We start from the raw sequence: 10,613 nt of genomic DNA on the forward strand, positions 1-10,613 counted from the left end.
TTTCTGGTGCGTACCGGGCTGAGAGGCGGTGTAAGTGAACTGTAGTTGCCATGTTTTACGGCAATGAGAGCAGAGATAGCGCTGATGTCCGGCAGTGCTTTTGCCGTTACGCACCACGCCTTCAGTAGCGGAGCAGGAAGGACATCTGATGGAAATGGAAGCCACGCAAGCACCTTAAAATCACCATCATACACTAAATCAGTAAGTTGGCAGCATTACCAGAAATTTCATGTTTTAACTCATCATTATCTATAATATTTTTATGTGCATTCTCAATATATTTAGATATTGACAACTTCAAAGGAGACTGTTCGTTAATGAAAGTTTTCTCCTGTTCTTTTTCACTTAATGCTAATTGTCCTTCTTCAGTATCCCACCATTTCTCAGCATATGCAGACACCAATAATTGTGCATATTCGGGTAAGTCACCATTAGATTTTGTTTTTAATTTTATATGATTTTCCCCAATTGCCTCAGCAAAATGCTTCAAAAGGTCTTGCCAACATGGCACACCAAGATAACGACGAGACACACCGGAGCCGACAAATAACACTGGGGATGCTTCGAACTGCTTAAAATGCTCTTCGAGTTTTTTCTTAAAATTCATACGGATACTATCTTTAAAAGAAATCAAGCCCCTTTATACTGATTACATTAAGATATTGCGGCTTACACCACCAGTAAATTGGTCAATTTTACGTAAGAAATTTAATTATTTAGATTCAATTAATTATTAGATTAACTAATTGACTATCACTCCTGATGTAGCCGAATTGCTGTACCTTTGTTACGATGTAGGGCTCAATCAAGGGTCCACTCCCCTTTTATAAGTAATCATGACTTTAAATTTAGGCTTAGGTGGAGCATTACTGCCGATTAGGTTCAATAAAAAGGCTTACCTTAGTGAAAACTCGGCTATTTGGCACTGCTGACCAATTCCTCGTTTGAATAAGTCAGCAGCTTTCAATTTAGAGGCGAATGTGCGCTTTTAGATAACTCACTCGCCATTACCCCGATTGATCTTCGCATAGTCAAACGGCGTAATCCCCTTCTCCCGGTTCGCATCCAGAAAATCAGCCCACCACTGCAACATCAGCTTGCGCTCATCCAGATGTTCCGCTTTATGGATATACGCCGCCCTCACCGAATTGCGTTCCATATGGCTCATCTGCCTTTCCACCGCATCCTTCGACCATAACCCTGACTCAATCAATGAGCTACAGGCCATAGTGCGGAAGCCGTGGCCGCAAACCTCAACCTTGGTGTCATAGCCCATCACCCGCAATGCACTGTTCACCGTGTTTTCACTCATGGGCTTACTCGGATCGTGATCGCCAATAAAAATCAGCTCATGTTCGCCACAGAACTGTTTTATCTGCTTCAGGATCGCTAGCGCCTGCTTTGAAAGCGGCACCAGATGAGGTGTACGCATCTTTGCTCCTCGCTGAGAATGTTTCACACCGGGAATAGGTTCTCGCTCAGGCGGGATGGTCCACATTGACGTTTCAAAATCGATTTCTGACCAGCGAGCAAAACGCAGCTCACTGGATCGAATAAAAATAAGCAGGGTAAGTTCGGTTGCCCAGCGGGTTAGTGGCCTGCCGGTGTATTCATCGATTTTCTGGAGTAATTCCGGGATACGCTTTAACTCCAGCGCCGGACGATGCTGTCGATTACTGGAAGCTACCGCCCCCGCCATCTCTTGCGCCGGATTGTAATCAATTAACCCGCTTTGCACTGCATAACGCATGATGGCCGTGGTGCGCTGTTGAAGGCGGGAAGCCACTTCAAGACGTCCGGATTTCTCCACGGCTTTAATAGGAATTAACAGATCGCGGGTGCCCAGTTCAGCAATATTGTGGGAACCAATTGCCGGGAAGATATTGTCCTCCAGGCTCTTTTTTACACGATTAGCATGCTCTTCCGACCATTTTTGGTTGGTTACGAGCCACTCTCTGGCAACCTTCTCGAAAGTAATAATCTCTTTCGCCTGCTCTTCTTTCACAGCACGCTTATGCTCACGAGGATCGATACCAGCAGCTACCAGCTTTCTGGCCTCTTCCCTTTTCTTCCGCGCATCCGCCAGCGAAACATCCGGGTAAACGCCGAACGCCATCAAATGTTGTTTACCGCCAAAACGGAAACGAAATCGCCAATACTTTGAACCGCCAGGTTTTACAAGTAAGGACATGCCGTCGCCGTCAACAAGTGAATACTCTTTCTCCTCAGGTTTCGCAGAGCGAACTTTAGTATCCGTTAGGGCCATAATGGTCTTCCTTCCATTGGTATCTCGTGAGTATACAAGCAATATCGAATCGGCAAATATACTCATTAGTATACTCACAAGCCTGTTGATGTGGGTTGAGTCAGGTTGACTTCAGTTGAGGGGAAAAGCTGGAAAAGCCTTGTGTAGCGCGGATTTCAGGCATAAAAAAAAGACCTCAGTTGAGGTCTATTTACATACTTTTGGTGCGAAGGCCGGACTCAAATATCAAAATAAGTTAATGATAAAAAACAAATAATAAAACACAACAATGAAATATGCCCCCTTTTGTGCCCCCACTGTTTTTCTGACCAATCTATTTTCAGCCCATCAATAAATCGGAAAGTTAAATAATTTTTAATCAGTAAGTTTGATCCGTAGCCCGGATCCAAACCAGTGCATCTTTTATCCACATAAAAAATTTTTTTTCGAAAGAACTGTTCACACTGTTCACCATTTAATTTTCTCCTTTTATTTCAGAGTGATAGGTGGTGAATAATGGGTGAAGGGTGAACATTCGATTCTTCACCTCCGGCATTCTGCCGGTGTGACTCATACCGGTGATTAATCCCCCGTACTGAAAATCGCACAGGGAGAAAAAAGTTTTTTTTGATTTGATTGTTCACACTGTTCACCTTTCATTTTTCTCTTTTAATTTCAGTGTGATAACGGGTGAATATACGGTGAAGGGTGAACAGTGGATTGTTCACCTTCGGGGGAGGTCGGGATAAAAAAAGACCGGCAGATGCCGGTCAGGTGGGTCAGGTTGTTGCAGGGTCGTCACATTTTGGCAGCCAGTCGCCGTAGCTTTCCTCTTTCAGTGTCAGGTTGGTCTGTATCCCCTGTTTGGTATGGCGCTTCTCGTAATTCAGTCCGTATTCCTTCAGCATCACCGGCAGCCCCAGCCCGAACATTTTCAGACTGAGTACATTCCGGTAGCCGTTTGCCTCCATGTAGGCCAGATAGGCGTGATAGAGGTATTTACGGTAATTACGCGGGATGATACTGGCGTTCCCCATATACATGCCGCTGGTCTGCGGCAGGGTTTCCAGATAGCCGATAAAATCAAACGTCGGGTCGGCATCCCGTTTGATGTTCAGCGCCTCGTCTGAGTTCTGCTGGGACTGAAGCAGTGACCGGGCGAGCATCGGGTCGCTGAACTTCTGCATCAGGTGACGCACGATGACCGCCAGCTCGCGGGTGATTTTGTCCTTAAGCTGCGGGTCGCGCTCCTGCGGGGCTATCTGTTCCGGGAAGTGAATAATCACCCGCCGGCGTGACACGCCGCCGCTGCGGTCGGTGAAGCGCATCGGGTTATTGTTCACGGCCAGAATCACCGCCGGGATATGCGTGGAGTACGCATCCCGGTATTTCGGGTCCACGGACACCGCATCGCCGCCGGTGATGGCCTTGAGTCCGGCACCGTCGCCGCTCCATTTTTCCTGGTCCGGCAGGCGTATCAGTGAGAAGCCAGTTAACGCGGCACGTTCACGCGGGGATTCCAGCGTCTCAATGGTGGCCGACGTGGCGTTATCCTCCCCGGCCAGCAGGGTGGCGATTTCGGCCATGATACTTTTGCCGCTGCCGCCGGGACCGGTCACCTCCAGAAAGAGCTGCCAGTCGTAGCGGTTTGCCAGCACCATAAACAGTGCGGCCAGAATCACGTCGCGTTTTTCCGCACGGCCACCGGCGGCACGGTCAAGCCAGCGCCAGAACGCGGGGGCGTGGGTTTCCAGCGTTTCCCCTTCCACCGGTGGGGTGAAATCCACATCGCACAGGGTACGCATCCAGTGTGACGGACTGTGCGGGTGGAACGTGCCGTTCTGTGTGTCGAGCACACCGTTACGAAAGCCAATCAGGCGGCGGGAGGGGGCTTCCTGCTGCGGAATAATCAGCTTCAGGGTGTCCACCACGGAGGCCACCTTCCCGGAGGAGAACGGCGCGCGCAGACGCTGAAACAGCCCGGCCACATCCCGGGCAAAGTCCAGTGGCGGCAGCACCTTCCAGACACCATTTTCATAGCGGGACAGAAGCTGGCCGTTGGCATCGACCGCGAGCGCCTCGCCGTAATGCTCATAGATACGCATGGCCTTTTCGCTGGTACTCATGGCGGAAAACTCTGCTTCGCTCATGGTGTCGAACGGGCTTTCAGCCGGTGGCCGGATGGCATCGTAAATGGCCTTACGGGTGACCTCCCCGCCGTACTGCGTGAAGGCATCATTCCAGTCACCGAAGACCGGCGGCAGGGCAACAACACCTTCACACGCATCTGCGGCTGCGGCGGCTTTTTTCTGGCCGTCACCGCTGAGGTCACGGTCTGCGGCAAGGACAATCTGACAGGCCGGATGCTTCTGCCGGGCAAGGCTGGCCAGAGAAAGGAGGTTCACGGAAGAAAGCGCCACCATCACCGTTTCACCGGTCAGGTGATGTACGGTAAGTGCGGTCGCGTATCCCTCCGCTATCCACAGACGTTTTCCGGCCTGATTCTGTCCTTCAAGGGTGTGACAGGTGCCCCTGACCTGTCCGCCTTTCAGGGTGCGCTTACGGCCGTCAGCACTGATTAATTGAAGGTTAACCAGTTCGCCGCTGTCGTCATACAGTGGCACCACAAGGTCACCGGCGCGCCAGCTCACGCCACCGGCTCTGTGTGTGCCGGTCAGCATCCGGCATTCCCGGCCGGGAAAGCCCTTGCGGGTCAGGTAGGCGTTACCGGTTCCGGGACGGGTTTTTGCCATCAGGGTTTGTGCCAGTGCGGCGGCGTTCTTCCGGGCAGCGTCTGTTTCAGCAACGGCGGCGGCCGTCACTGCCGGGTCAGCCGGGGGCAGACTGCCGGTCACGGCAGCCACCTTTGCGGCCACGTCGGACGGGGAGACACCAAACACCTTTTCAACCAGTTTCAGGCCGTCACCGGCACCACACTGATTGCAGTACCAGGTGCCGCGCCCCTCCCTGTCATCAAAACGGAAGCGGTCACTCCCGCCACAGACCGGACAGGGCTGATGATGGTTCTTCAGCACCTGAATCCCCAGCGCCGGGAGAATACGCGGCCAGTGGCCGAGCGCATGGCTGACGGTGGCGGTTACGTTCATTTTCATGGTGTTGTTCTCCTTCAGTGCAGTACCGGCGCTTTTATGTGACGGGCACAGAGTTCATCCATCACAACCAGCCCGAGAAAGGACAGCGACGGTGCGGCCTTCAGGGGGCCGGATTCCATTAAATCTTCCAGCAGGGCACAGGCTATCTGACGCCCTTTTTCCTCACCGTGCTGGCGCAGATAAAAGCCTTCCAGCTCAGCGGCGATGGCCGCCTCCAGTGACTCAAGGGTGAGATGCGGGTAGCGGTGCTGACGTTCGCACACGGTCAGCCAGGCACAGGCGACAGCACGACGGTAAAGGGCTGCGCGTAAGACGGGCGGTAAGGGTGTTTTCATTTGCTTTCCTCCCTGTGACAGATGACTGCATTCCGTGCCGGTTGCATTAACTGATAAGGCATATCTGCGTCTCCTGAAGACGTGCGTATCCCTGCGCGAATACGCACATTTAATTTTTCGGGTGTCGTTTTTTAATTACAGATAATTGCGGTAACTGTTATCCGGGGTGATTTCCGGGTCAGGCTCCGTGCGGGGAATTTCCCGCCATTCCCGCGCTACCGGTGCTGCCCGGCTGACCGGAACAGTGTCCTGCGGGTAAATATCCAGATATTTCTCCCGCCATTTCTGTAATTCCGGGTCTCCGGCCATTTCTTTCAGTACCGCATGCCGGTTTACGGGGCTGCGTTTAAACAGGTCAGGACGGTCACAGGTAAATTCCCGCAGAAAACGCCCCAGCGGGATGTCTGTGGTGCGCCCGTCGGCGAGGATACGCACAAGGATACTGAATTTACGGCGGTACGGGTTCCAGACAATGTCCGGGCAGCGGTACGGCATTTCCCACGGAATACCGTCTTCCAGAATGCCGACCACGGCCACATCGGGAAAACCGGCAGAACGGTAAATCTCACCGGGCTGGGGAAAATCAAACATGCGTCCTGTCTCCCCGGTCTTTCTGCTGGGCGAGAAAATCGCGGCACAGGCCTTTGGCTTTCAGCTCATTCAGCACAAAATCAATATCTTCATTCAGGTAGCTGAAAATATGCGGAATGTAGAGCTGATGCAGGCCGGAGAGTTCACGGTGAATCAAATCACCCCCAACAAACTGGGATACGGCGCTGGCGCGGTTGAGCTTATGGTAAGCCTCAATGCTGAGGTGTTCACGGGCGTCATGACGTGCTGAGACGGTCTGAGGGGCTTTTTTATTACGCACGGGACACCTCCACCACCGGCAGACGGGCAGCAAGGGAGAGCACATAGTCACGGACAAGGGAACGGCGGGCACTGCGTTCATCACCGGCCACGGTGCGAAGCATACAGATACGGGGATGACGGTCTGCGCGACGGACAGCCGCAAACACAAAGACAAATTCAGGGTGTGAGGGGGTAAGGGTTGTAGCCATGATGGCAGCCTCCTGTGAATAGCAAATAACGCTATCGCCGGAGTTCTCACGCTCGATGGCGATAGCCCAGACGGGGGTGAGAATACCGGCTTCACAGGATACCGGCCAGCCCGGAGGCTGCCCCGCCTGAGCTACCATTGACTCTGCGGCATAATGAGCGGACGCGGGCAGGATGCACGGAATGCCATCTGCACGACTGACCACACACCACACCATAATCTGGCGCTCTGTGGCATTGATTGCGACACAAAAAAAGACGCGTGGCGCGTCATATGTCGCCTGTGAATTGCTCGGGTTCTCACGCCCGGCTGCCGATTTTGCGGCAGCGGAAAAACTATATCCGCAAATGCCGGAAAAAGGCAAGCCAGAAAAAGGGAGTTTTTGCAGAGCGGGCATCATCATGCGTCGTACCCCCGTTTGCGTCCGGCAATGCGTCCGGCCATCCATGCGGTGACTTCAGAGTGCAGCCAGGCCACATTTTTACCGCCAAGACTCACCTGCGGCGGAAATTCCCCCTTACGGATGAGTTCATAGATGGTCGAGCGTGACAGGCCGCACAGGTGCATCACTTCCGGCAGACGTAAAAAACGCTCCTGCGTGATGTCCGGCAGCGGCATCAGTGGCGTCACAGGGGCGGGAGACGGGGAAGAAAAAACAGCTTGCATCGGGCTACCTCGTTAATGTCCATACAGCACCGGATAAGTCCGTCCGGCTTCGGGTAGCGCTTTATTTTGTGAATATTTTTGGCAGATGCAACAGGGGGGATTTGTTCCGGCAGTCTTACAATGGCTGTGTATTTTTTATACATCAGCGCCAGATGGCTTTAAAACGCTCTGGAAGGAGCTGGAAAAAATTATAGTGAAATACAAATTGTTTTTTCTTATTTATTTCAGTGGATTAATAAAAATAAAAAGTAATAAACAGCACAAAAAGTCTATGAGCGGGTGAACAGTGGTGAACAGACGGTGAACAGTCATTACTGCGATTGTTCACCCTTTAACTTACTGTATTACTTATCTTTTTTCTTATGGTGAACAGAGGTGAACAGTAAAATATAAAAAAACAAACAGTAAGCCGGTTTTTCCTGCGACCTTTTCCTGGCTTGCCGGTCTGAGGATGAGTCTCCTGTGTCAGGGCTGGCACATCTGCAATGCGTCGTGTTGTTGTCCGGTGTACGTCACAATTTTCTTAACCTGAAGTGACGAGGAGCCGGAAAATGTCTGACAACACCATCCCTGAATATCTGCAACCCGCACTGGCACAACTGGAAAAGGCCAGAGCCGCCCACCTTGAGAACGCCCGCCTGATGGATGAGACCGTCACGGCCATTGAACGGGCAGAGCAGGAAAAAAATGCGCTGGCGCAGGCCGACGGAAATGACGCTGACGACTGGCGCACGGCCTTTCGTGCAGCCGGTGGTGTCCTGAGCGACGAGCTGAAACAGCGCCACATTGAGCGCGTGGCACGCCGGGAGCTGGTACAGGAATATGACAATCTGGCCGTGGTGCTGAATTTTGAACGTGAACGCCTGAAAGGGGCGTGTGACAGCACGGCCACCGCCTACCGGAAGGCACATCATCACCTGCTGAGTCTGTATGCAGAGCATGAGCTGGAACACGCCCTGAATGAAACCTGTGAGGCGCTTGTCCGGGCAATGCATCTGAGTATCCTGGTACAGGAAAATCCGCTCGCCAACACCACCGGCCATCAGGGCTACGTCGCACCGGAAAAGGCTGTCATGCAGCAGGTGAAATCATCGCTGGAACAGAAAATTAAACAGATGCAAATCAGCCTCACCGGCGAGCCGGTTCTCCGGCTGACCGGACTGTCAGCGGCAACACTCCCGCACATGGATTATGAGGTGGCAGGCACACCGGCACAGCGCAAGGTGTGGCAGGACAAAATAGACCAGCAGGGAGCAGAGCTTAAGGCCAGAGGACTGCTGTCATGATTTACTGCCCGTCGTGTGGACATGTTGCTCACACCCGTCGCGCACATTTCATGGACGATGGCACCAAGATAATGATTGCACAGTGCCGGAATATTTATTGCTCTGCGACATTTGAAGCGAGTGAAAGCTTTTTCTCTGACTGTAAAGATTCAGGAATGGAATACATTTCAGGCAAACAGAGATACCGCGATTCACTGACGTCAGCCTCCGGCAGTATGAAACGCCCGAAAAGAATGCTTGTTACCGGATATTGTTGTCGGAGATGTAAAGGCCTTGCACTGTCAAGAACATCGCGGCGTCTGTCTCAGGAAGTCACCGAGCGTTTTTATGTGTGCACGGATCCGGGCTGTGGTCTGGTGTTTAAAACGCTTCAGACCATCAACCGTTTTATTGTCCGCCCGGTCACGCCGGACGAACTGGCAGAAAGCCTGCATGAAAAACAGGAACTGCCGCCAGTACGCTTAAAAACACAATCATATTCGCTGCGTCTGGAATGAGGGCTGCCGGTTAACACCGGCCGTCGCCGCACACCGTATTTTTATTCTTCAGCATGATGAGAAAGAGATAACGATGGAAAGCACAGCCTTACAGCAGGTCTTTGACACCTGTCAGAATAACAAAGCAGCATGGCTGCAACGCAAAAATGAGCTGGCTGCGGCCGAACAGGAATATCTGCGGCTTCTGTCCGGGGAAGGCAGAAACGTCAGTCGCCTGGACGAATTACGCAATATTATCGAAGTCAGAAAATGGCAGGTGAATCAGGCTGCCGGTCGTTATATTCGTTCGCATGAAGCCGTTCAGCACATCAGCATCCGCGACCGGCTGAATGATTTTATGCAGCAGCACGGCACAGCACTGGCGGCGGCACTGGCACCGGAGCTGATGGGCTACAGTGAGCTGACGGCCATTGCCCGAAACTGTGCCATACAGCGTGCCACAGATGCCCTGCGTGAAGCCCTTCTGTCCTGGCTTGCGAAGGGGGAAAAAATTAATTATTCCGCACAGGATAGTGACATTTTAACGACCATCGGATTCAGGCCTGACGCGACTTCGGTGGATGACAGCCGTGAAAAATTCACCCCTGCGCAGAACATGATTTTTTCGCGTAAAAGTGCGCAACTGGCATCACGTCAGTCTGTGTAAAATTCCCCGAAAATCCGCCCGTTTTTACTGAAAAAAGCCATGCATCGATAAGGTGCATGGCTTTGCATGCGTTTTCCTGCCTCATTTTCTGCAGACCGCGCCATTCCCGGCGCAGCCTGAGCGTGACTGTGCAACTGCATTAAAACCGCCCTGCAAAGCGGGCGGGCGTGGCGGGGAGAGCATTGCGCGCCATGCCGTGAGGATAATTATTTTATTAATATTCAGCTCATGACGTCTGTAATTGGGAAGAAGTGAAAAATGCTCATGTAACTTATGAATATTTAACGTTAAACCGATCAAATTCTAGGGTGAAAACATTGCCCGCACGAAGTCAATGGGGTTATGCTTAATTTTTGAACATGATACATATCCCAAGATAAGAAGCTAAGTGAACCGCCCCGGGTTTCCTGGAGAGTGTTTTATCTGTGAACTCAGGCTGCCAGATCATCGTTTCCGATGGAAGCATAATAAGCTTTTTCTGCTTCTGCCGGAGGGATGTGGCCCAGCCTTTCCAGCAATCGTCGATTATTATACCAGTCCACCCACGTGAGTGTGGCCAGTTCCACTTCTGCACGGTTTTTCCAGCTCTTACGGTGTATTACCTCCGCTTTGTAAAGACCATTGATGCTCTCCGCCATCGCGTTGTCATACGAGTCGCCTGTACTTCCTGTTGATGCCAGTAATCCGGCTTCCTTAAGCCGCTGTGTGTAGGCCAGCGATACATACTGAGAACCTTTATCACTGTGATGGACCGTGCCGGACGGT

The 10,613-nt window shown here is 52.1% G+C and carries 13 protein-coding genes; 3 read left to right on the top strand and 10 right to left on the bottom strand.

What is annotated here, in order from left to right:
* The 9 genes from BHE85_RS05000 to BHE85_RS05045 all read right to left on the bottom strand — a co-directional run.
* A partial coding sequence (locus tag BHE85_RS05000; protein ID WP_047664789.1) for an IS1 family transposase occupies positions 1-165 on the bottom strand: 165 nt, incomplete at its 3' end.
* Positions 166-193: 28 nt separating this feature from the next.
* A complete protein-coding gene (locus BHE85_RS05005; RefSeq protein WP_005009907.1) occupies positions 194-607 on the bottom strand; it encodes an SIR2 family protein in 414 nt (137 codons plus the stop codon).
* A 390-nt stretch (positions 608-997) separates the two neighbouring features.
* Positions 998-2,266, bottom strand: coding sequence for a tyrosine-type recombinase/integrase (locus BHE85_RS05010; RefSeq protein WP_001219048.1), 1,269 nt, complete (start codon positions 2,264-2,266; stop codon positions 998-1,000).
* Between the two features lie 758 nt (positions 2,267-3,024).
* Positions 3,025-5,358 carry a primase-helicase zinc-binding domain-containing protein gene (locus BHE85_RS05020; RefSeq protein ID WP_000783646.1) on the bottom strand — a complete coding sequence of 778 codons (2,334 nt, stop codon included), beginning with the start codon at positions 5,356-5,358 and terminating at the stop codon, positions 3,025-3,027.
* A gap of 14 nt (positions 5,359-5,372) precedes the next feature.
* Positions 5,373-5,693, bottom strand: a complete 321-nt coding sequence (locus BHE85_RS05025) for a DUF5375 domain-containing protein (RefSeq protein ID WP_000856729.1) — start codon at positions 5,691-5,693, stop codon at positions 5,373-5,375.
* 135 nt (positions 5,694-5,828) lie between these two features.
* Positions 5,829-6,284, bottom strand: a complete 456-nt coding sequence (locus BHE85_RS05030; protein WP_000459301.1) for a hypothetical protein — start codon at positions 6,282-6,284, stop codon at positions 5,829-5,831.
* A complete protein-coding gene (locus BHE85_RS05035) occupies positions 6,277-6,564 on the bottom strand; it encodes a derepression protein (RefSeq protein ID WP_001244665.1) in 288 nt (95 codons plus the stop codon). The genes BHE85_RS05030 and BHE85_RS05035 overlap by 8 nt, the downstream gene beginning before the upstream one ends.
* Positions 6,557-7,156: a host cell division inhibitor Icd-like protein gene (locus tag BHE85_RS05040; RefSeq protein ID WP_000980227.1), complete on the bottom strand. Its 600-nt coding sequence runs from the start codon at positions 7,154-7,156 to the stop codon at positions 6,557-6,559. Before BHE85_RS05040 ends, BHE85_RS05035 begins: the two co-directional genes overlap by 8 nt.
* A complete protein-coding gene (locus BHE85_RS05045) occupies positions 7,153-7,419 on the bottom strand; it encodes a helix-turn-helix transcriptional regulator (protein ID WP_001149160.1) in 267 nt (88 codons plus the stop codon). Before BHE85_RS05045 ends, BHE85_RS05040 begins: the two co-directional genes overlap by 4 nt.
* A gap of 551 nt (positions 7,420-7,970) precedes the next feature.
* Here BHE85_RS05045 and BHE85_RS05055 point away from each other — a divergent pair.
* From BHE85_RS05055 to BHE85_RS05065, 3 genes are all read left to right on the top strand, one after another.
* The gene (locus BHE85_RS05055; RefSeq protein WP_001283018.1) at positions 7,971-8,705 is read left to right on the top strand and encodes a hypothetical protein; all 735 of its coding nucleotides are present in this window, start codon (positions 7,971-7,973) and stop codon (positions 8,703-8,705) included.
* Complete coding sequence (locus BHE85_RS05060) at positions 8,702-9,202, top strand: ogr/Delta-like zinc finger family protein (protein ID WP_000638629.1); 501 nt, start codon at positions 8,702-8,704, stop codon at positions 9,200-9,202. The genes BHE85_RS05055 and BHE85_RS05060 overlap by 4 nt, the downstream gene beginning before the upstream one ends.
* 73 nt (positions 9,203-9,275) lie before the next feature.
* Positions 9,276-9,848, top strand: a complete 573-nt coding sequence (locus BHE85_RS05065) for a phage polarity suppression protein (RefSeq protein ID WP_000446154.1) — start codon at positions 9,276-9,278, stop codon at positions 9,846-9,848.
* Positions 9,849-10,279: 431 nt separating this feature from the next.
* Here BHE85_RS05065 and BHE85_RS05075 read toward each other — a convergent pair.
* Positions 10,280-10,613 (bottom strand): integrase core domain-containing protein (locus BHE85_RS05075; RefSeq protein ID WP_052980286.1); only part of this gene is annotated, 334 nt, incomplete at its 5' end.

The organism is Shigella sp. FC1567 (assembly GCF_001743015.1).
In the GTDB taxonomy this organism is placed as follows: Bacteria; Pseudomonadota; Gammaproteobacteria; order Enterobacterales; family Enterobacteriaceae; genus Escherichia; species Escherichia coli.

What these genes read in the sequence shown, in the direction of transcription:
- BHE85_RS05040 (WP_000980227.1), bottom strand. Translation starts at nt 7,156, where the DNA reads ATGATGATGCCCGCTCTGCAAAAACTCCCTTTTTCTGGCTTGCCTTTT.
- BHE85_RS05055 (WP_001283018.1), top strand. Translation starts at nt 7,971, where the DNA reads ATGTCTGACAACACCATCCCTGAATATCTGCAACCCGCACTGGCACAA.
- BHE85_RS05065 (WP_000446154.1), top strand. Translation starts at nt 9,276, where the DNA reads ATGGAAAGCACAGCCTTACAGCAGGTCTTTGACACCTGTCAGAATAAC.
- BHE85_RS05045 (WP_001149160.1), bottom strand. Translation starts at nt 7,419, where the DNA reads ATGCAAGCTGTTTTTTCTTCCCCGTCTCCCGCCCCTGTGACGCCACTG.
- BHE85_RS05010 (WP_001219048.1), bottom strand. Translation starts at nt 2,266, where the DNA reads ATGGCCCTAACGGATACTAAAGTTCGCTCTGCGAAACCTGAGGAGAAA.
- BHE85_RS05005 (WP_005009907.1), bottom strand. Translation starts at nt 607, where the DNA reads ATGAATTTTAAGAAAAAACTCGAAGAGCATTTTAAGCAGTTCGAAGCA.
- BHE85_RS05025 (WP_000856729.1), bottom strand. Translation starts at nt 5,693, where the DNA reads ATGAAAACACCCTTACCGCCCGTCTTACGCGCAGCCCTTTACCGTCGT.
- BHE85_RS05060 (WP_000638629.1), top strand. Translation starts at nt 8,702, where the DNA reads ATGATTTACTGCCCGTCGTGTGGACATGTTGCTCACACCCGTCGCGCA.
- BHE85_RS05020 (WP_000783646.1), bottom strand. Translation starts at nt 5,358, where the DNA reads ATGAAAATGAACGTAACCGCCACCGTCAGCCATGCGCTCGGCCACTGG.
- BHE85_RS05030 (WP_000459301.1), bottom strand. Translation starts at nt 6,284, where the DNA reads ATGTTTGATTTTCCCCAGCCCGGTGAGATTTACCGTTCTGCCGGTTTT.